The sequence below is a fragment of the Pseudomonas sp. GW704-F2 genome (genome assembly GCF_059423025.1).
This window is the reverse complement of record NZ_JBWKXO010000001.1, coordinates 88,233-108,356: the sequence shown is the minus strand read 5'-3', so window position 1 is coordinate 108,356 and position 20,124 is coordinate 88,233. Positions and strand designations below refer to the sequence as shown.

16 protein-coding genes and 1 pseudogene are annotated in these 20,124 nt (G+C 56.4%); 8 read left to right on the top strand and 9 right to left on the bottom strand.

Translation table 11 applies throughout. From position 1 onward, the window contains the following. The first annotated feature begins 9 nt into the window (after positions 1-9). The 7 genes and pseudogenes from AC07W0_RS00495 to AC07W0_RS00465 all read left to right on the top strand — a co-directional run bounded on the left by AC07W0_RS00495 (position 10) and on the right by AC07W0_RS00465 (position 6,993). Positions 10-768, top strand: coding sequence for an SDR family NAD(P)-dependent oxidoreductase (locus AC07W0_RS00495; protein ID WP_102616942.1), 759 nt, complete (start codon positions 10-12; stop codon positions 766-768). Between the two features lie 37 nt (positions 769-805). Beyond that, positions 806-1,765 (top strand): VOC family protein, encoded by a 960-nt coding sequence (locus AC07W0_RS00490; protein ID WP_102616941.1) that lies wholly within the window; start codon positions 806-808, stop codon positions 1,763-1,765. Then, positions 1,762-2,619: an alpha/beta fold hydrolase gene (locus AC07W0_RS00485; RefSeq protein ID WP_102616940.1), complete on the top strand. Its 858-nt coding sequence runs from the start codon at positions 1,762-1,764 to the stop codon at positions 2,617-2,619. The genes AC07W0_RS00490 and AC07W0_RS00485 overlap by 4 nt, the downstream gene beginning before the upstream one ends. A 2-nt stretch (positions 2,620-2,621) precedes the next feature. Beyond that, a complete protein-coding gene (locus AC07W0_RS00480) occupies positions 2,622-3,059 on the top strand; it encodes a lipocalin-like domain-containing protein (RefSeq protein WP_102616939.1) in 438 nt (145 codons plus the stop codon). Positions 3,060-3,487: 428 nt separating this feature from the next. Next, positions 3,488-3,930: pseudogene (locus AC07W0_RS00475) on the top strand (MFS transporter); the annotation flags it as partial. 208 nt (positions 3,931-4,138) lie between these two features. Continuing rightward, on the top strand, positions 4,139-5,272 hold the full coding sequence (locus AC07W0_RS00470) for an MFS transporter (RefSeq protein WP_256580757.1): 1,134 nt from the start codon (positions 4,139-4,141) through the stop codon (positions 5,270-5,272). A 356-nt stretch (positions 5,273-5,628) separates the two neighbouring features. Beyond that, positions 5,629-6,993, top strand: a complete 1,365-nt coding sequence (locus AC07W0_RS00465; RefSeq protein ID WP_102616937.1) for a glycosyltransferase family protein — start codon at positions 5,629-5,631, stop codon at positions 6,991-6,993. A gap of 257 nt (positions 6,994-7,250) precedes the next feature. Here AC07W0_RS00465 and AC07W0_RS00460 read toward each other — a convergent pair whose 3' ends face one another. The 7 genes from AC07W0_RS00460 to AC07W0_RS00430 form a co-directional block, all read right to left on the bottom strand. Beyond that, positions 7,251-7,853 (bottom strand): gamma carbonic anhydrase family protein, encoded by a 603-nt coding sequence (locus tag AC07W0_RS00460; protein ID WP_102616936.1) that lies wholly within the window; start codon positions 7,851-7,853, stop codon positions 7,251-7,253. 25 nt (positions 7,854-7,878) lie between these two features. Continuing rightward, positions 7,879-8,661 (bottom strand): class I SAM-dependent methyltransferase, encoded by a 783-nt coding sequence (locus AC07W0_RS00455; protein WP_102616935.1) that lies wholly within the window; start codon positions 8,659-8,661, stop codon positions 7,879-7,881. Then, positions 8,619-9,194, bottom strand: a complete 576-nt coding sequence (locus AC07W0_RS00450; protein ID WP_158243607.1) for a LysR family transcriptional regulator — start codon at positions 9,192-9,194, stop codon at positions 8,619-8,621. Before AC07W0_RS00450 ends, AC07W0_RS00455 begins: the two co-directional genes overlap by 43 nt. A 591-nt stretch (positions 9,195-9,785) precedes the next feature. Continuing rightward, positions 9,786-10,238: a protein-export chaperone SecB gene (gene secB / locus AC07W0_RS00445; protein WP_046487662.1), complete on the bottom strand. Its 453-nt coding sequence runs from the start codon at positions 10,236-10,238 to the stop codon at positions 9,786-9,788. A 109-nt stretch (positions 10,239-10,347) separates the two neighbouring features. Continuing rightward, positions 10,348-10,848, bottom strand: coding sequence for an acetone carboxylase subunit gamma (locus tag AC07W0_RS00440; protein ID WP_017847353.1), 501 nt, complete (start codon positions 10,846-10,848; stop codon positions 10,348-10,350). A gap of 75 nt (positions 10,849-10,923) precedes the next feature. Then, complete coding sequence (locus AC07W0_RS00435; protein ID WP_046487660.1) at positions 10,924-13,242, bottom strand: hydantoinase B/oxoprolinase family protein; 2,319 nt, start codon at positions 13,240-13,242, stop codon at positions 10,924-10,926. A gap of 37 nt (positions 13,243-13,279) precedes the next feature. Then, positions 13,280-15,421 carry a hydantoinase/oxoprolinase family protein gene (locus AC07W0_RS00430; protein WP_102616933.1) on the bottom strand — a complete coding sequence of 714 codons (2,142 nt, stop codon included), beginning with the start codon at positions 15,419-15,421 and terminating at the stop codon, positions 13,280-13,282. A 392-nt stretch (positions 15,422-15,813) separates the two neighbouring features. Here AC07W0_RS00430 and AC07W0_RS00425 point away from each other — a divergent pair, with 392 nt between their 5' ends. After that, entirely contained in the window at positions 15,814-17,781 is a 1,968-nt protein-coding gene (locus tag AC07W0_RS00425; RefSeq protein WP_052743382.1) for a sigma-54-dependent Fis family transcriptional regulator, read from the top strand. 719 nt (positions 17,782-18,500) lie between these two features. Here the strand turns inward: AC07W0_RS00425 and AC07W0_RS00420 are convergent. Then, on the bottom strand, positions 18,501-18,851 hold the full coding sequence (locus tag AC07W0_RS00420) for a RidA family protein (protein WP_017847357.1): 351 nt from the start codon (positions 18,849-18,851) through the stop codon (positions 18,501-18,503). A 25-nt stretch (positions 18,852-18,876) separates the two neighbouring features. Then, positions 18,877-20,121: an NAD(P)/FAD-dependent oxidoreductase gene (locus AC07W0_RS00415; protein WP_102616931.1), complete on the bottom strand. Its 1,245-nt coding sequence runs from the start codon at positions 20,119-20,121 to the stop codon at positions 18,877-18,879. Positions 20,122-20,124: the final 3 nt, after the last annotated feature.

Below are 20,124 nucleotides of genomic sequence, written 5' to 3'. Positions count from 1 at the left end.
GGAGGCGTCATGAGTCGGGACAGTCTGTGGCGTGACAAGGTGGTCATCGTGACCGGGGGCGGCAGTGGGATAGGCCACGATGTTTGCCTGGCGCTGGCACGTGAAGGCGCACGCGTGGTGATTGGCAATCGCACGGCGCAGTCTGGCCAGGCGGTGGTCGCGCAAATCCTCGCCGACGGTGGTCAGGCGTTGTTTCGTGCCACCGATGTGTCTTGTGCGGCGGATTGCCAAGCCTTGGTCGCGCTGGCCATGAACACCTACGGTCGCCTCGATGGTGCCTTCAATAATGCGGGGCTGCAGCGCGACTTCAATGATGTGCATGAAACCCCGATCGCAGACATGTCCGAAGTCATCGACATCAACCTCAAAGGGGTGCTGTACATGATGAAGTATGAGACCGCCGCGATGCTCGAGTGCGGTGGCGGCGCCATCGTCAACAATGCCTCGATCTTCGGCCTTAAGGGCATGCCCAAGATCGCCAGTTACGTTGCCGCCAAGCACGGCATTGTCGGGGCCACCCGCGCCGTAGCACTGGATTACGCGACGCGTGGGATCCGCGTCAATGCCATCTGCCCCGGCCCGATCAAAACGCCCAGTTTCGACCGGGTCACCGCGGGCGACGAACACATGTACGACGAAGGCGTTCCCATGCACCGCATCGGCCGTCCTGATGAAGTGACCTCGGCGGTGCTATGGCTGCTGTCGGAGCAATCTTCTTATGTCACGGGCACGGCCCTGTCGGTGGATGGCGGCATGTCGGCCGAATGAACCGTTCTGATCAGCAATGGCCAAAGGAGAATAATAAATGATCAATGCTTTGAGCTACGTGGTGGTGCAAACCCCGCACCTCGATGCCTGGATAGCGCAGGCCCGGCACCACGTCGGGTTGCATGTCGATGTGGTCGAACCCGGTGTCTGCGTGCGTTTGCGTGCGGATGAGAAGGTTCAGCGCTTGCTGGTCAGCGCCTGCGAGGGCGAGGCGAGCATGGGCATGGGGTTCGGAGTGCTCGATGCCGCCGCGCTGGAGAATACCCGGCAGGCCCTTGAGGACGCCGGTTATCCGACCACCGCCGGGACCGCTGAAGAGCTGCGCTTGCGGGGGGTGGAGGGCATGGTGCATTTCACCGATGCGGACGGTGTGCGCCTGGAAGTGGCCTATGGCCTCGCCGATGCCGAGACTGCGTTTGTACCGGGGCGTCCTCTGGGGGGCTTCCGCACGGGCGATATGGGCCTGGGGCATGTTGCGCTGATCACCGAGCACTTCGATGAGCTCAGCCACCTGTACCGCAACGTATTGGGCTTCAAAGTCAGCGATCACACCCAGGCACCCTTTCGCGTCGAGTTCCTGCACTGCAATCCGCGCCATCACACCCTCGGCCTGGCATACACCGGCGGTCCGGCGAAGATCTACCACCTGATGCTCGAATACAACGATTTTGACGACGTCGGGCGCGCCTACGACATGGCTCTGGTCAACCCCGAATGCATCGGGGTCACGCTGGGTCGGCATATCAATGACCACGTCACCTCCTTCTATTTGAAGAACCCGGACGGCTGGATGTTCGAGCTGGGTTGGGCCAGCCGCACGGTCGGCCCGGACTGGGGCGTCGAGGAGCTGCAAGGCATGAGTCTGTGGGGCCATGACCGCACATGGCTGCCGGACGACAAGCGCGAAGAAGCGCGACAAATCCTCAAGCGTCTGGCCGATCAGGGCGTGCGTGCCCCGGTCGTGACCACTGCGCAAACCGCTAAGGCCAAACAATGACTGCACACTCTCAAGCTGCCTCGCCGGAAATGGCCAACCGCATTCAAATTGGCGAATGCACCCTCAACTATCACGATCAGGGCGAAGGCGATGTGATTCTGTTGATCCACGGCTCAGGCCCGGGCGTGACCGGCTGGGCTAACTGGCGCGGAGTGATTCCAAGCCTGTCCCAGCGGGCGCGGGTCATCGCTCCCGATATGCTCGGCTTCGGCTACACCCATTGTCCGTCGCAGTGGAAACTGGAGCCTGCCATTTGGGTGCAGTCACTGATCGGCTTGCTCGATGCGCTGGAGATCAAACAGGTATCCATTGTCGGCAACTCCTTCGGCGGCGCCATCGCCCTGGCACTGGCCAAGGCGTTTCCCCTGCGCGTCAAGCGCCTGGTGCTGATGGGCGCTGCCGGCCTGTCGTTCCCGATCACCGACGGGCTGGACAAGGTATGGGGTTATCAACCGTCGTTGCAGGCGATGCGCGGGCTGATGGAGGTGTTTGCCTATGACCACAGCCTGATCAACGACGACCTGGTCAGCATGCGCTATCAGGCGAGCATTCGCGACGATGTGCAAAGCCGCTTCGCCCAGCTGTTCCCCGCACCGCGCCAGCAAGGCGTGGAAATGCTTGCGCTGGCCGAAGAGGATTTACGCGCGTTGCCACACCCGACGTTGCTGATCCACGGCCGCGAAGACAAGGTCATCCCGCTGGAGCTGTCCGAGCGCATGTTGCGCCTTATTCCCCATTCCCAGATGCACGTGTTCGGCGAATGCGGGCACTGGGTTCAAATCGAAAAGGCCCAGGCCTTCAACCGCCTATTGGTCGACTTCCTGGTCGATCCACCGGCCAATGCAGGAGCATGACCATGAACCGAGAAACGATTAAGGGCCGCTGGTCCATCCAATCCTGGGAGCAGTTATATGACGATGGCCGGGTGGTGTGCCCAATGGGGACTGAACTGGAAGGCTTTATTGAATACAGCGACTTCGGCATGTTTTGTGTGGTGGCCAAGAAAGGCCGCGAGCCATTCCTGACGGGCGGGCAGTGGTCGGCTGTGGATGCCGAGAAGGCGGCCGCCTACAGCGGCTACCTGACTTACGCGGGTGACTTCGACGTCGCAGGCAACACGATCACCCACAAGGTGCGCTACAGCATCTTTCCCAATTGGGTCGGCGGTAGCCAGCAGCGTATCGCCGAACTCGATGGCGACACCCTGTCGCTTACGGCGCGCCTTGAAGAAGGGACCCGCGAAGCCCGCACCGCGCGCTTGATCTGGACGCGTACCGCGGCTGCCGCAAGTTGATTGATGTTCGGCACGCGGCGCTGTGGCGTGCCGATTTTTTCTGATTTCCGAGACGCTGATTGTGCGAAGTGCCGGATAAACATTCGGTGCTATCTGAAGGCCCGGGTTGGCGGTTCAGCTTGCAGGTGCGCTGTCGAAAATCATGTCCCGCATCAGTTCACTCGCGCCGGTGGCTATCCCAGCGGCAGAAGCTGATTCTGCAGGGGCTGGCGCACCTGTAGGGCGAATTTCCGATAGCTGTCGCTCAGGTAGGGGGTGGGCATGTTCGGTTCGCTTTTATTTCACCAATATCACTTGGAGTGCCGAGATGCCTGTCGGTCAGGCAGCCGGGAATTCTGAATACTGCGTTCGGGGTGCCGGCTGCGGCCCAGATCTCGTCGAACGTCAGCAGGTCTTCATCGACGAACAGCTTCACCTCTTGCTTATAGTTGCAGGGCTACAACGCCCGGGAAATTGGCATCAGCCTGATCGCCTACCGCATGGTGCAATTGGTGCTGGCGCCTTTCATGCGGCGCCTGATGAAGTGGCTCAAGCCGAAACTGATGGTCGCCAGCGGCTTTTTCATCGTGGTCCTGGGGGCTACCTCGGCACGCACCTGGATGTCGATAGCGCCGCCAATGTGATCATTCCTTCCACGGTGGTACGAGGCATTGGACAGCCGCTGATCATGGTGGCGCTTTCGGTGCTGGCGGTGTCCGGCTTGGCCAAAGATGAAGCCGGTTCCGCTTGCGCCTTGTTCTCGATGCTGTGCAACCTTGGCGGGGCAGTGGGCACCGCAGGGCTGACGCGGATCGTCGCAATGTGCGAGCGCTTTCACTCCGAGCGGGTTGGGGAATCGATCACGCTATTTTCCCCGTCCTTGCTGGACCGCAAGGACCGTATGAGCAGTGTGGTGGAATATGAACAGTCGACTCGCCGAGTATGATGTGTCTGTGGATATCTAACGTAGACGGTGTCGACCCACCCGCGCAGCGCAGGCTGCACGGGTGGGGTCACGATGACTCAGCAGTGAACAGGGAGGTACATTACCGATGGTCAGCTCAGCCTTGCGGATATGGTGTGCAGTCAGTGTGCTGTGTATGGCTTCGTTCACGATGGTGACGTCCGAGTTCGCCCCCATTGGTTTGTTGTCGCAGATCTCATCCGCCCTCGGTCAACCTCCATCCACCGTCGGGCTGACGGTGACGTTGTACGCATGGATCGGGGCTGCCAGCGGCTTGCTCTCCAACTGGCTGAACCGCTGGATTCCCCGCAAGATGCTGTTGGTCGCATTGATGCTGATACTGGCCCTATCCAACGGCCTGGCAGCATTATCCCCCGGATTTTCGACGCTGCTCGGCGCCCGCGTCGTCGGCGCATTGGCCCATGGCGTGTTCTGGGCAATCGTGGCTGCCACTGCCGCGCATATCGTGCCGCTGCATCGCATGGGGCTAGCCACCTCAATCGTGTTGGGCGGCATCACGATCGCCACTGTCATGGGCGTTCCGTTGATCAATCTGGTGGGTCAATATGACGGTTGGCGCACGGCCTTTGTGTGCCTGGCGTTGATGTGTGTCGCCAGCGCGGCTGCGATAGCACTGGTGCTTCCCACCACGCAGATTCATTCGCTTGCCAAGGGGGGCGGGTTTGCCGCAGTGCTGTGGCGTAAAGATCTGTTGATCACTTACGTCATCACCGGGCTGACAGCGGCTGCGCATTTTGGTGCCTACACCTTCGTCGAGCCGTTCATTGGCCAAGTACCCGGGATTACGGCGTACTTGATTGCTGTCTTGCTGTTCGCCTTCGGGGCCGCAGGTTTTCTGGGCAACCTGCTGAGTGCGTTGTTTATTGATCGCTACTTGAACGTTTTCATTCTGATAGCGTTGATTGCGATGGCATTGGCTTTGATGATCTTGGGCATTTACGGTCCGCTTCTGGGTATCGCGCCGGTGGTTATCTTGCTGGTGATCTGGGGTGTGGCCATTTCCGCTTTGTTTACCGGCCTGCAGACCTGGGTCTTGAGGATTGCCGGTGATCACACGGTGCCGGCCACGGCAATCCACACAGCTGTACTCAATAGCGCGATCGGGCTGGGTGTGATTATCGGCGCAGGAGCGCTGAATGTAGCCGGGTTCAAGGGGGCGATGCTATCGGCCAGTGTGGTGATTATCCCTGCCATCGTCCTGATGGTTGCCGCAGGCGTTCGCGCTCGGACAGAGCCCGTCTTGTTGTGAAGCAGGAGGGCGTGGGTTTCTTTGGCTACTTTCAACAATTGGTCGTATCTATCTGGCGGAAGGCGAGGAGGGGCCGACACTGAAGTGATGGTGGTGATGTCGGACTATTGAGACTCTGTGAACCAGTAAAGGACATCTTCTAAAACGCGTTAGAGTTTATTTTTGAGAGAGTCAATACCTATGCTGGGCTGTTTGCACCTTTTTTGAGTGTGTTCAGCTGATGTTCAGAACTCGCATGCTAGTTGATTAGTTGAGTCAATAGGCCGCATGTTGTTTAACAACTTTTCACTGTTTTTGTCTGGATGGCGCAAAAAGCAAAATGCTAGCCTGCGAGTTTTTTGGGATAGCAGGTCCACATGAAAGTGCTAAAGGAAATGGCTGTAAAAAAGCCATGCTCATTTATTTTTATATTGACATTTCTCATATTCGCAGTGCTGCAATACAAGCCTGCTGTGCTCAATTACACAACGCGCTTTGTCGATTTTGCTCAATATATGCTCGCGCATGGGGTGACGCTGTTTCCAATTGCGGATGATCTGCGGCCATATCCCGATTACACGGTGATCAATACGCTCCTTGTTTATCTGGTTTCTTTGCCGTTTGGTCGTGTATCGATTCTTTCAATGGGCCTTCCTTTCTGTGTTGCCGCGGCCTTGATGCTGGTGTTTGTTTACAAGCTCGGTGCATTGCATGAGAAAAAATGGGGCGCATATGGTGTTGTGTTTGCCCTGTTCACCTGGTCATTTCTGGACGGCGTGAACTCCTTGGCACTGGATATATACCCCGCGCTTTTTACAGTGGTGTGTTTTTATCTGGCCTACACGGGAGAGGTATACAAACAACGTTTCCGCTTGCTGCTTGTGCTCGCAGGCCTTGCGCTGGGCTTTGCATTTCGTGGCCCTATTGGTCTGATCGGCCCCGCCAGTGTGGTCGCCGCTTATTATTTTTTGAGCAAGCAATGGCGCATGCTGGTTGTGTTTTGCTTGCTGGCGGGCTTGGTCCTGGGCACAGGCATTGCGGTGCTGACATGGGCTGCCTACGTGCAAGGTGGAGACGCGTTTCTACAAGAGGTATTGATCATGCAAGGGCTGGGGCGGTTTGGCAGTGATCACTCGTCCCGTTATTACTTCTATTTCTCTGCCGGCTTGCTGACCTATGGCGTAACAGCTCTTATCGCTTTGAACGTTATCGTCAAGAAGGGGAAGTGCTTTTTTGAACGCTCACCTGATCCGGCCACGAACATGCTCTTGTATCTCTCGGGCTGGCTCCTTGTGGTGATCGTACTGTTCACGATTCCAAGCTCCAAGAAGGCGCGTTACATACTTTCAATTACACCCGCTATTTCCTTGTTGGCTGCCTACATCTTCGTGGATCGCAGCGCTCTCTTTGCAAGTACCCGAGACAAACTGCTGAGGTTTTGCTTAAACCTGCCAGTGGTTGGCCTGGGAGTGTTACTGCTCGCGTTTATTCATGGTCTGTATGCGACGACTCCACTTCAGCCGAACTATCTCGGTGCTTCCATGGGGTTGATTGCCCTTGTTGCCGTTAGGCCCTGGATGGTGACACGTTTCAGCATGCATCCACATCGTGAATTTGTGACTTTCTCTTTTGGTGCTGTCGCCTTCCTCATACTGGACATGTTTTTCTTTAACTCGGTTACTTACCACCTGGAGTTGGCCAATGAGCCGACACCCAAGTTTTTGCCGTATTGGTTTTGGTGAGGTCTACGGTCAAAGGGGTACTGAGTTGCAGCAACTTCAGCTTTGATGCTACGGCCAGGATTAGACAACAGCTGGGAGCCAGTTGAGAGCGCTGTAAGCGCAGTCAGTTCAGTAACACGATTAAGGCGTCGGCCGGCCGAAGTCTCACCTCGATATTGTCTGCCACGCCTTCAAGGAAACTCATGGGAGTGAAGTGCGTCGAAGCAATGTGACTATGGCCATCGATAATTGTTAGTCCGCTGGTGCGCTCGGACTCGTCATTCATCGTCCACCTGCTGCTTGCGCAGGAAGCGTGCGTAACGTTCCATCATTTGCCTGACAACACCATCACTGTTGCGGTCGACGCCAAAAACGTAGCGGGGGAAATCCAGTTCTTTCTGTACGTTCCAGATCTGCTCGTGCTGGTCGGGGGAAAAGTATTGCGCCGGATCGCCCACGGCGACCCAGCCAATCGGCAGTGTCGCGCCGGCTTCTACCCTGGTTCTGATATGAACCACAGCATTGATGCGAACCTCCGCGCCTTTGCCGATGCAAGCACCGTTAAAGACCGAGGCGCCGGTCGCGACAAACACTTCATCGTCGATCCTGCAGCCGCTCAAATGACTGTGCGGCCCCACCATCACATGGTTACCGATGTGGCAATCATCATGGGCCGTACTGCGAATTACCGCATTTTCCATGATGATGCAGTTCTCTCCGATCATCAGCGTACCCCCTTCTGCAACGAGGACCGCGCCATGACCTACAACGGTACCCGCTCCGATAGAAATATTGCCTTCCAGGATAGCGCTCGATGCAATCCGCGCCGTGGCGGCGATTTGCTGGCGTACAGCGGAGTCCGGTTTGGCTTTGTCAGGCATACAATGCTCCCGTGATTCCATTCAGTTACTGTTTTTCTCCAGAAACGAACAATACCCCGATCCCCGCCCAGCCGCCTGGGCTCTCGATACTTTCCTTGATCGCAGCCATTTCACGCTGAGCCTGTTCGAGTTCGGCTTGTGGGATCACTTCCATCTTGTAACCAAAGACCAGGTCACAAAATGCCGTTGCACCAATCAGCGACGTGGACACCAGTAACATGCTGCAGCGGATGTCACTGTAGCCGGTTTCCTCAAGGTAATTTGCCAGCTTGCTGCCCACATGGCGATCACCGCCGCGAGCGGCCTGAGCCCGTGCAACACGGGCCAGGAAAGATTGCAGCTCGGGAGGTTGAGGCGCTGCGCCGAACCAGCGGTCGTCGATGTCGCAAATACAGAGTCGTCCACCGATAGCGAGACACCGGTGGATGTTGCGCAACGCACTCAATGGGTCGGATAAATGCTGGAATACCATCCGCGCATAGCTGAAGTCGTATTGCCCTGGTTCGGTCAGGGCGTCGTCATAGCGATTGCATTGACGAACCTGTGCGTCGTTGACCCCCGCGCTGGAGAGCTGCGCGCGCGTTTCCTTGATACTGGTTTCATTGCAGTCAAGTGCCAGCAGCCGACGGGGAAGGGCACGAAGCGCAATCTGAGTCGTGATTATTCCCTGACGAGTTGTGCGTAGTAAGCATGTAGAACTGCTTTGCGGCATCAGATTGACCAGTTGTCCGTCCTCCAGAAACGGCGCAGCGATGTCCGCAGGCATCAGTGTGTAGCCGAGGCTGGCCAGTACAGCATCCTGAACCATGGGTAATGACGGCACATAGTGACAAGGAAATCGCGCGATCGAGACCCCGAGCAGCTCACGAAGGCATGCGCTATGGCCAGTGGATGAACTTCAAAGCCATCAAGCGCATCGGCAACGACCGATACACATCCTTGCACGTCACCGCGTTTGAGGATATTCAAACTAGAGCATCGATCATCCGAGATGATTTCTACGCAAACCTGCTCAGCGCGCATCAGTTCGATCAGTAATGGCGCGAACCATGTATTGAGTGAGTCGGGATGTACGCCAATGGCAATTTTTGAGCTCATACTGCTTTTGTACGAGAGCAACTTAAGAACATCATGTTCAAGCGAGCGCAAGGCCGAGACGTGCTGTAGTAAAGCCTGGCCTGCCGACGTGGGGTGAATGGGCCGTTCTCGAATAATTAAAATGGTTGAAAGAGAGTTTTCCAGCGACTTGATCCGTTGCGAAAGAGCGCCGCCGGTAATATTAAGGACCGATGCAGCACGCTCAAAGCTCTTATGTTCTATGACGCAGGCAAATGCTTCCAACTGTTGGCGATCCAGCAGGTCAACCTTCCTGTGAACCAGCGTTAATAACGTTAAAAACGCGTGGTCATGAACATCCGTGTACTCATGGCAGTATTGCCATCACATACATTTCACACTGGCCGTAATCCGAAAAGCCGGATCGATTGAAGCAGGAAGACTAATGCGGGGAACTCGCCCCGGTTGAACCAAATCGCAAGTCGTCAACTATAATTGACTATCGAGTTTGTATTCTCTCTATAAATTGGAAGCCGTTCAGGCGGTAGATTCATAAATCAGTCTCCTCAGCTCAACAGATCATCGAGGGCTGAACGGAACAACGCTTGCGGATATTGTCATCGAAACGCAGATGAATATCGCGGACGTCAGCCGGCAGTGGGAGCGGCGTATCACCACTGACCCCCACCAGGATTTGGCTCTGAGTCACTTTCCCAACCTTCGCCGATCGCGACCAGCCGCTGGCGACCCAGCTGTGAAATTCGCCACATCTAGAACAGGCGGGTTTCATGTGCGCTGAACGGCTGACCCTGCATGATTGCTGTAAGCGTATGGCGAATTCAGTATCGGCCTCAGCCCGCGAACCTGGTTCCCGTTCTAAGCGCAGGCTCTATTTTTTTCCGTATAGAGCGCATCGAAGTTGACGGGGGCCAGCATCAGCGGCGGGAAACACCCCTTCAGCATGAGGGTGTCGAGGGTTTCACGAATATAAGGAAACATGACCAGAGGGCAGGCGGAGTTGAGGGCTTCATCCAGTTTCTGCTCGGGGAAACCTTTGATCACAAACAGTGCGGCCTGGTCGACCTCGACCAAGAAGGCGAGAATACCGTCGTTTTTTGCGGTGACCGATATGGACAGCACCACTTCATAGATGCCATCACCGATCGATTCGTGGCTGACATTCAAATCCAGGCTGATCTCAGGTTTCCAGTTCTGCTTGAAAACCTTCGCCGCATTCGGCGCTTCGAAGGATGAACTTTTAATATAGATTTTTTGTAATGCGAAGAACGGTTGTTCGGCGCTGTGGGTATTTTTATTTTTATCCAACATGTCACACCTCATAATGCATTTTAGTTTATTAAACAGGCTTGCAACGGGAGGAATCTTGGGAATACTCCGGCCGGAGTCCGGCCGGGGTATCACTTAGGGCGGACGCCGATTAAGCGTTCACGGGGGCGGGAAGATCCAGCCAATCAAACAAGGCTTTCAGATCCGGCTGGAAGTCGTGAATGACCGGATACCAGGGCGTGGGGGCCTCGATATCGTGCATCACCCCACAACTTGGGCAATAGTATTCACGATAGACCTGCCAATTGGTGTCTGGGGCCATCAGCGTGGGATAAACTTCCTGCATCTTCTCTTTGCTGTCACGCACGTAGATCAGCGCATTGAGCTTCCAGTTTTTTTGGTAATCGCCATACTCATGACCACAGGAGCATTTGGTGACAAGTTTTTTATCTTGCTGGGTTTCTGCCAGAAACAGGTGAGGACCAAAGGGCATGATGATCTTATCATTCCAGGATACCTGCTCCTGCAACACGGCAACGTAATTGGCATAGCGCTCTTTGTCCTTGGGCAAAGATAACATGCGGTGCAGAGTATCCCAGTCCAAATCCCCTTTGACCAAATCGGACACTTGTTTTTTGGTATAAGTTGACATAATCAGTCTCTCTTTTATTTTTTGAATTGTGAGATGCCATTGAAGAGGACGCTCAGGCATCCCCTTCGTAGACAATCACTGTTCGGTCATGATCACGGGGTGAACATCGGGTAATTCGCTCAGATCCATATGGTGTTTGGCGCCAAACATGGGTATATCGAGTTCTTCCTCTTTCAATTCCCAGCTGGCCGGCAGATCCCAAAACGTTTTAAATTCGGCGAGGAACTTCTCTGACAGATAAAAGCTGGAGGCGAACATCTGCTGGACCTGGACCGATGCCTTCTTATCCAGAATTTTCTGACGCTCCTGCTCCATCCATTGATGGGTCAGTTGGCCCCGGGCGATCCGCTCCTGGCGGATCGCCTGCCGGCGTGCCGCCGTTTTCTTTTCATCTACTACCCAGTCGCCGGCTTTGTTCTGGGAGATCACTACGCCGTAAACCTTTTGGGCAAATTCCGGCAGCACGAAGTTCTGGTTGAGGTCTTCGGCGACCGCCGCCGGATCGCGATCCAAGGGATCACCGAAGCCCGGACCGCCACGCAGGTAGTTGAGGTAGAGATCGCCATTTTCGAAGATCGTTTCGGTGGTGATGCACTGCTTATCGCGCTTAACCCGCGCACCGGCGTCGAGGTGTTTCTCGAATTCGCAGGTGCCGGGGTCACGATCTTTACCCAGGGGCAGCGACTTGCCCGCCTTGATGCGATCCAAAAGACCGGTGTTATGGGCTTCGAAGCGGTAACCGGTCGCGGCCGGATAACCGCCCATCAGCCCCCAGTCGCTGTTCATATAGCCGTTGCCCATAAAGAACATGGTCCAATCGGCGGAACCCCAGACCATGCGCAGGGTTTCGAATCCGAGACCGCCGCGGTATTTACCGTAACCGCCGGTATTGGTCTTGATGGTCCGTCCCATATAGAGCAGGGGTTCGGCCAGTTCCCAAATCTCGATATCGCCCATGTCCCCTTCGGGATTCCAGATTGCCGCGGCGTGATTCAGGCCATCCTTGACAGCGCAGGCGCCCGTGCCGCAGGCCGCGGTTTCGAAGCTGTTGACGGCATGGATCTCGCCTTCCTGGTTGATACCGCCACCCTGGAGCCAGTTGCAGGGGTTGGAGTTGCCCGCGTTGACCTCCTCCAGATAGCCGCGGCCGAAATAGGTCCGGCTCACGCCGCGCCACAGGGAACTCCAGGAAGAGACCAGGAAGTGCCAGGCATCGGCGTGGGCGGTACGGCGGTCATCCGGATTGGTCCAGGTGCCTTTGGGCATCCGGAATTCGGTGGCGTAACGGGCACCGTCATTGATCCGCTCGGTGGGCACCAGGGACTGGGTCATCATGACCCAGATGCCGCTGGTGAAGGCCACCGGGTTGGCATTGTAGGTGTGCCAGCCCCAGCGGCTGCAGCCCTCGAAATCGAGGCGCCAGGTGGCGTCGGGTTTTACCGTGATTTCGCAAGGGGCATGCATGATTGTATCGATCTTGGCGAAGGGCGGAACGACCACATCTTCGTGCATATAGGGCACGTCCACAAAGGCGACGGTGCGGATCTTGCCGGGAATGGTCATTGCCTTGATCCGGCTGATGAGCCCGCGCCGGCCATCCTCGATCACTTCCGTGGCAAATTTTGTATAGGCGGCGAGACCCTCTTCACGGACCGTCTCCTCGACCAGATCGCGGATCATATGGCAGCCGGCGATACGGGTCTTCTCGTCCAGGATCCAATACTTGGGGGTGCGCACATTGCGCTGGCTCTCGTGGAGCCAATCCCGCAGTGGTGTGTCATTGATGCCAGTCTTACGACAGGTGATCTGCACTCCGTCACCGAAGCGCTGGACCTGGCCGTTGGACATGGAGCCCGGGCCCACCGCACCCACATCGATGACGTGCGTCACGCCGCCAACCCAGCCGATCAACTGACCTTCATGGAAAATCGGTACGATGGTGGCGATATCGCAAGGGTGAACGTTGCCGATCTGGCAATCGTTGTTGGTGAACATGTCACCTGGGTTAATTCCGGGGTTAGATTCCCAGTTATTCTGAATCATGTATTTGATGGCGGCGCCCATGGTCCCCACATGAATAATGATTCCCGTGGAGGTGGCGATACAGTCCCCTGCCACGTTATAGAGGGTAAAGCACAGCTCCCCCTCCTGCTCGACGATGGGCGATGCCGCAATCTTCTTGGCCACTTCACGGGAATTGACCAACCCCGCACGGAGCTTGGAAAAGATCCGTTCATAACCGATGGGGTCCGACTCTTTAAATTCCAGCCGTTCCAAGCCGTTGTAGTACCCGGTTTTTTCCGTGCGTTGCAGAATCAGATTGCGATAATCATTGAGCGTTAGTCCGCTATCCAGCAGTTTTCCCGCCTGGACATAGGTTTCTTGAATAGTCATGAGAGGTCCTCTACTTGTTATATTTATAATTGGGTAGTTAGCATTCGATCAGATGGAACAGACGGTTCACATCCAGGAAAGTCTGGAATCCCGGCGGTATAACGTAAGTAGTGGCATCGGATTCGATGACCGCAGGACCTTTTATTTCGTTACCGGGCTTGAGCTTTTCCATATGATAAATAGCGGCGTCGACCCACTCTTTTTCGTAATAGAAGGGCCGGGTACCCAAGCGTGATTCAGGAGGTGGAGTAGGGCCGGCTTCCGGCTCCTCCGGAATATTCGGTTTCTTGGTTTCCACGGAGCCACGCATGATGGCGCCGGTGATCCCGTAACCCAATTCCGGCGATCGCGCGGCGTCGGCGTAAACCCGCGCGTAGGTATCGTTGAACGACTGCACCAGGTCGTCCCAGTCCTCGGCACCGGACAGTTCCGCCACCGGCGAATCGATTTCCAGATCGTTCAACTGCCCCAGGTATTGCATGGAGTAACCGGGGGTCAGAGTGACCTCCTCGTCCTTGAAACCGTTGATCCGGAACTCTTCCAGAACCTTGATGCGCAGTTCGTTCCAGGCCGCCTGCAGGGTGGTAGTTGCTGCGGTGATATCCTCGGTGGTGGACTTCTCGTTGATACCGATATCGACACTTTTGTCGTAGCGATACTCGAAATCGGCGGTCGCACAGCCGAAGGCGGAGAAGCCGGCCGCCCAAGCGGGCACGATGGTCTCCTTGAAGCCCAGCCCCTTGGTATAGCCATAGGCATGCACGGGACCGCCGCCGCCGTAAGAGAAGCAGACGAAGTCGGAGGGGCTGTAGCCCTTGCCGGTGATCATGGCGCGCAGATGCTGGCGCAGGGAGAGATCCAACAGCTCGATGACCCCGGCGGCAGCGTCCTCCACCGAGAGCCCCAGGGGGGCGGCGATCTGACGCTCAATCTCGCGCCGCGCCCGCTCGACATCCAGTTTCAGGATCCCGCCGAGGAAGTTCTCGGGATTCAGATAGCCGAGGATGATGTGGCAGTCGGTCACGGAGACGGTATCGAGCCCCCCTTCCGGCCAGCAGGTGCCGACCTTATAGCCCGCACTGTCCGGCCCTAGCTTGATGGCATTGGCATGGGGGTCGATGCGCACGAAGCTCCCGGCGCCGGCACCGATGGAGTCCATCGCCACCAGCGGCAGAGAAAGCACCAGGCGCGCCATATCCCCGTCTTTATGGATGGCGAAATTGTTCTTGGTGATCAGCGCCATGTCGAAGCTGGTCCCGCCGATGTCGGAACAGGCGATATTCTCGTAGCCAAGTTTTTCACCCAGAAATTTGGCCCCGATCACGCCGCCGATCGGTCCCGATACTAAGGATCGTGCCAGCTCTTTGGCTTTCCAACTGATGGTGCCGCCATGGCTGGCCATGACCCGCAGGTCGAACTGGCCGCCGACATCCTTCATGCTGTTGCTGATGGTCCCCAGGGTGGCGCGGGATGGTTCGGCCGCGTAAGCCTCCAGGATGGTGGTGTTGGTGCGATGGCTTTCCTTGCGCATCGGGTAGTAGTCCACGGAGGCGAACACCGGGATCTCGACCCCCATCTCCCGGGCGACTTCCTTGCAGACATCGCGGACGGCCTTTTCGTGATGCCCGTTCAGGTAGGAGCTCAGTAGACTAATGACGATCGTCTTGCAGCCCTGCTCGATCAGTTCCCGCGCGGCCTCCCGGGCCTCGTGGAGGCGCAGCGGAATCACCACATTGCCCTTGGAGTCGATCCGTTCGGTGACGCCGCGGGTGTCCTTGATGCTCACCAGGGGATCGTCATAGCGATGGGTATTGAGGTGAATGCGATCCTCGAAGGCGTAACCCAGATAGCTCTGGACGGCGCGCCCCATACGGTGAAAATCTTCAAATCCCTTGCTGACGATCAGCCCGGTACGCAGCCCCTTGCGTCCCACGACGCGGTTGAGCATGGCGGTTCCCGAGAAGACGCAGGTCACCATTTCGGGGAAAACATCCTCCACCGTTCTATCCCAATGGGCCAGGGCGTCCTTGCTGGACTCCAGCACCGCCTGGGATTCGTTGGCGTTACTCTGCGCTTTGCCGACGACAAACGTCCCGTCGGCCCGCACAAAAAAGGTATCAGTCATAGTGCCACCGGCATCAATACCGAGGACTTCTACTGGATTCGCTAATTGATTCAAAGTTATATCCTCTAATTATTCTTATTGCGGATTGCTGACGCTGTTTGCCCGTTCCCGATCAGGAGCGGCACATGAGGTCATCCAAACCCACCGGCCTGGACAACTGCTTGAATACATAGCAGCGGTTGTGCCAACAAAAAATAAGCCAACAAAAACAATAGAAAACATTCGTTTTTTTAAAAAAACCAACTTTAGTGGATGGTATTGCGTTCGAAAATCGGTCGCCTATCGACCGCTAATCGAACTCTTCCAGGTAGTAGCGTTGGGATGAGAAAGAAGGAGTGCATCATCGGCGCAGATTTGGCCTGAACCAACAATTGTAAATAGGTCAAGGTGGGGTCAAGCTAAGAACAGCTTCTCTAATAATAAATAGAATTAAAGGGGTGACTATCATGAAGCAGAACCCGCCATTACGCAGATCGGTGGCTGTTGAGCAACCCGGGCGCATCGCCGATGCGCGGGAACGGTTACTGAGCATCGGCACCCTTCCCGACGAAACCGTCCGCTCGGTGATCAAAGCCTCGTGGCAACGTTGTGTCTCTAAAGAGGTGAACCCCCTGGTGGCCAAACAGGCCATCGACCTCAAGAGTGCGCAATTGGAGAAGATCCGGGCCGCTCACCAGGAGCTGATCTGTGCCTCGGAAACCATCATGCGTGATGCCCACGATCTCTTGGCCCAATCCGGCACCATCATGCACCTGGTGGCCCCTTCCGGCGTGATCCTGCGCAGCCACGGCGATCCGAAGACGCTGGAACTGGCCAATCAATTCCGGCTCGTGCCCGGCGCCAACTGGGCCGAGAGTGTTGCAGGGACCAATGCCATAGGTACGGCGCTGCGTATTGGCTCTCCGGTGCAGGTACACGCCTACGAACATTTCTGTGCAAACATCAGCAACTGGACCTGCTCCGCCGCCGTCATCAGGGATCCCTTCGAAAACAAGGTGCTCGGCGCAGTCAATATCTCCGGGCTCAAGAACACCCAGCACGATTACTGTCTGGCGCTGGCCGTCTCCGGTGCCCACCGTATCGAAGGGCAACTGGCTCACCTGCTGCTGTCCAAGCGCGAACTGCTGTTGGGCGAAACCCTGGGGCGCTTTACGTCCCCTGGCAATGACGGCCTGTTGCTGATGGATCTGGAGGGGCGACTGGTGCGCGGCAATGGGCACGCGGAGCGTGTGCTGGCGGCGCACGGCATCAAGCTGGACCTTACCCCCTATAGTCCCGTCCTCTCCCTGAACGGGGAGGGGCGTCTGGCGCCACGGGTGGAACTGATTCTGCCGCGGTTAGCGCGAGAATGGATCGAGCCGGTCCGCCACCGTGGAGAAACGATCGGTTACTTCGCGGTGATCCCCTTTCCCAGACCGCGCACTACGCGCGTGGAGAAGGACGACAAACGCACCCAGGAGACGACCCGTCATGCTGGCTTTTCTCGTCTGATCGGCCAGAGCCCGCTGTTTCTCAAAACCGTACAGCAGGCGCAACGCCTGGCCAAAGCGCCCATCCCCATTTTGCTGCAGGGCGAGACCGGCGTCGGTAAGGAGCTGTTTGCCAACGCGATGCACGAGGCCGGCCCCCATTGCGAGGGCGCCTTCATCGCCCTCAATTGCGGCGGCCTGTCCCGTGACCTGCTAGCGGGAGAGCTGTTTGGCTATGTGGAGGGGGCCTTTACCGGCGCCCGGCGTGGCGGGATGACCGGCAAGATCGAGGCCGCCAATGGGGGAACCCTGTTTCTGGACGAGATCGGCGAGATGCCCCTGGACCTGCAACCCCTGTTCCTGCGGGTGCTACAGGAGTTGGAAATCTGCCGGGTCGGTGAAACCCGTCCACGCAAGGTGAACTTCCGCCTGATCGCCGCCACCAATCGCGACCTGACCGAGGAGGTCGCAGCAGGGCGCTTCCGGATGGACCTCTACTACCGCATCTCGTCCATGACCCTGACCCTGCCTGCCCTGCGAGAACGACGGGGGGACACGACCCTGCTGGCCGAGCATATCCTGGCACGGCTGGTCGAACAGCATGGCGGCGTACCCAAGCGGCTGAGCCTGGATTTACAGACCGCGCTCGAAGGCCACTCCTGGCCCGGCAATATTCGGGAGTTGAGCAACCTGGTGACGGCCGCCTATTTCCTCTGCGATGGCGGCGAACTGACCCCCGCCGATTTGCCGGTGACCCTTTGCGCTTCGGCCGCTAGAGTTGAGGAAGCCAGTGACCATCCCCTGGAGTCGGCCGAGAAAGCGGTGATCGCCGAAGTCATTCTCGAGCAGGGCGGCAACCTGACCCGCGCGGCCAAGGCATTGAATATCGCCAAGAGCACCCTCTATAGCAAACTGAAAAAATATGACCTGCCCCGCCCCGACTGACGCATTAGGGGAGGGCGGAGTGAATAAAAATAAATCACTCCGACCCGAATGGCACTCGGCTACCGGAAGTGAGGAGCCCCACCGCTATGCCGAAAGTAAAATCGGATAGGCTTGAAAGTGCATATTTTCGTCTACTCCGCAGATTCCCCTCGATGCGTTGGCTCGCGAAGACACTGCCTTTCTGCTCCGCGGATGTTTTCGGAGTAGCGGCATGGCCGGTATTAAAAAATGATCGCCATGGGCCAATTTCTGCCTGTCGTTACCGGCAGCAATGAACAGCTCTCTGCCGATCATGGTTACTAAGCGTGCTGGTCAAGTCCGTTGCAATCGTTGGTCAGGTCGAATGCAAGCGCCTGGTCAAGAGCGATGCAAATGAGTGCTGGGGTAATCTGAATCGGTTTTTTATACTCTTGATTATTATGGTTAATGTTTGTTTTAAATTTTGATTGGAATACCTTCCTTTACCCTCCCCTCGGCCGGTTAAGTTCCATCTGGCAACATTTCTTGGCGTTCATGATAAGCAGTGACATATTTACCGCTTTCGGGATAGCAGGCAGAAACCGGCCGATTCTGTTGAAAAAGTCGGTCTCGGTTTTCACGACAGAAAAGTACACGTCTGAGATTGAAATCCCTGTTTTGAGCAGAGGGTGCTGGATTCGGATTTCACGTAGCCGCGTGAAAAAATGACGTTTTCGCACGATTACGGTTTTTGCCTTGTTTTAGGCTTTAGCGGCGCTGACAAGCAGTTCGACCAGCAGTCGCGAGTTAGCCAGCTTTGCCTCGCCACATGCTCGTGCCGGTGCATGTCCGTCGGGCACCCAAGCGTCCCAAACTTCGTTCATCGCTTCAAAGTCAGCCATGTCAGCCAACCAAATGGTCACTTGCAGCAGGTGGTCACGCGAGGAGCCTGCTTCTTTTAACAGTGCATCGACGCGAGACAATGCTGTACGAGTCTGGTCCGCTACTGATTCGTGCTCATCGCCTACCTGGCCTGCCAAATACACGGTATCGCCATGCGTCACGATCTGGCTCATTCGCTTGTTGGTATGTTGGCGCGTGATGGTGCTCATCAAAATTCTCCTATGGAATGTATCGTTAAAATCTGCTGACCGAGAAATGCTCTAGCCAGTCGGGAGCCTTTCCTGCAATGCATTGAGCAACCAGCTCGCCAGTTGCACCTGCCAGAGTTAACCCAAGGTGCTGATGGCCAAATGCATAAATCACTCGGGGATCATTTGGCGAAGGCCCAATCACCGGCAGGGAATCTGGAAGGGATGGGCGGTAACCAATCCATTGGCGTGCCACCGGTGCTGTGATGCCCATAACCCGACGTACGTGGCGCTCCAGGTAGTCAAATCTTTTGGGGTTCGCAGGGTCTTTGATTGAGCCTAGTTCTACAGTACCCGCGACTCTCAGGCGGCCCTCCATCGGTGTCATATAAAATGCGTTCTCGACAGGGCTGCAGGGTCTGCTGAGCAGTGGCTGATCCATATCAAATTCGATGTGATATCCACGCTCTGTATCCAGTGGGACACGGTCACCCAGTTGGGCGGCCAGCAAAGCAGACCACGCGCCACTGCATACAACTATTCGGTCTGTCTTATAGGTTTCACCGCTGGCGCTGGACAACGTCACGCCGTCTGCCCCCGACTTTATTCCCGTGATTGTGGCTTTGATGAGTGAGCCATCGGCGACCAGAGGAGCTGCGAGTGCCTCAATGAACGCTTTGGGATCGTTCATGTGGGATGAGTCTGGGAACATTAGGCCTGCGACAGACTTGCCTCCCAGTGCAGGCTCCATTTGATCGACTTCTGAAGCAGTGAGTACTTGCTGAGGAATTCCCAAGGCACGGCGCCATTCAATGGCTTGCTGGGCTCCTGCAAAACCAGCATCCGTGCCGTAGCTATAAAGGCATCCGTTGTGGCTCAGACGACGATTCGCTTCCGGGCATTTGTCCAGGAGTGGCGCATAACCGGTGTAAACGTGCTGGAGAATCTGATGCAAAGCTTTTGAGTTCGCCTCGAATCGAGAGTTTCTGCATTCGTTCAGAAACCTAAGCAACCATGGCATCAGCTTAGGTAGCCGCGCCCAGTTGATTACGAAAGGTGATTCGGATGAAAACAATAGTGACGGCAGTGATGTCAGTATCGAAGGTTGAGCGATAGGCATCACGCCATAAGGCGCCAACGTTCCCGCATTACCAAACGAAGCGCCCGAGGCGATGGAGTCGCGTTCGATCAGTAAAACCTTGTAGCCCTGGCGTCGAAGCCACAAGGCGGTTGAAACACCAACGATTCCGGCCCCAATGACGGCCACATCACCTTTGATAGACAGTGTCATCTG

What these genes read in the sequence shown, in the direction of transcription:
- AC07W0_RS00495 (WP_102616942.1), top strand. Translation starts at nt 10, where the DNA reads ATGAGTCGGGACAGTCTGTGGCGTGACAAGGTGGTCATCGTGACCGGG.
- AC07W0_RS00490 (WP_102616941.1), top strand. Translation starts at nt 806, where the DNA reads ATGATCAATGCTTTGAGCTACGTGGTGGTGCAAACCCCGCACCTCGAT.
- AC07W0_RS00485 (WP_102616940.1), top strand. Translation starts at nt 1,762, where the DNA reads ATGACTGCACACTCTCAAGCTGCCTCGCCGGAAATGGCCAACCGCATT.
- AC07W0_RS00480 (WP_102616939.1), top strand. Translation starts at nt 2,622, where the DNA reads ATGAACCGAGAAACGATTAAGGGCCGCTGGTCCATCCAATCCTGGGAG.
- AC07W0_RS00470 (WP_256580757.1), top strand. Translation starts at nt 4,139, where the DNA reads ATGGCTTCGTTCACGATGGTGACGTCCGAGTTCGCCCCCATTGGTTTG.
- AC07W0_RS00465 (WP_102616937.1), top strand. Translation starts at nt 5,629, where the DNA reads ATGAAAGTGCTAAAGGAAATGGCTGTAAAAAAGCCATGCTCATTTATT.
- AC07W0_RS00460 (WP_102616936.1), bottom strand. Translation starts at nt 7,853, where the DNA reads ATGCCTGACAAAGCCAAACCGGACTCCGCTGTACGCCAGCAAATCGCC.
- AC07W0_RS00455 (WP_102616935.1), bottom strand. Translation starts at nt 8,661, where the DNA reads ATGGTTCAGGATGCTGTACTGGCCAGCCTCGGCTACACACTGATGCCT.
- secB (WP_046487662.1), bottom strand. Translation starts at nt 10,238, where the DNA reads ATGTTGGATAAAAATAAAAATACCCACAGCGCCGAACAACCGTTCTTC.
- AC07W0_RS00440 (WP_017847353.1), bottom strand. Translation starts at nt 10,848, where the DNA reads ATGTCAACTTATACCAAAAAACAAGTGTCCGATTTGGTCAAAGGGGAT.
- AC07W0_RS00435 (WP_046487660.1), bottom strand. Translation starts at nt 13,242, where the DNA reads ATGACTATTCAAGAAACCTATGTCCAGGCGGGAAAACTGCTGGATAGC.
- AC07W0_RS00425 (WP_052743382.1), top strand. Translation starts at nt 15,814, where the DNA reads ATGAAGCAGAACCCGCCATTACGCAGATCGGTGGCTGTTGAGCAACCC.
- AC07W0_RS00420 (WP_017847357.1), bottom strand. Translation starts at nt 18,851, where the DNA reads ATGAGCACCATCACGCGCCAACATACCAACAAGCGAATGAGCCAGATC.
- AC07W0_RS00415 (WP_102616931.1), bottom strand. Translation starts at nt 20,121, where the DNA reads ATGACACTGTCTATCAAAGGTGATGTGGCCGTCATTGGGGCCGGAATC.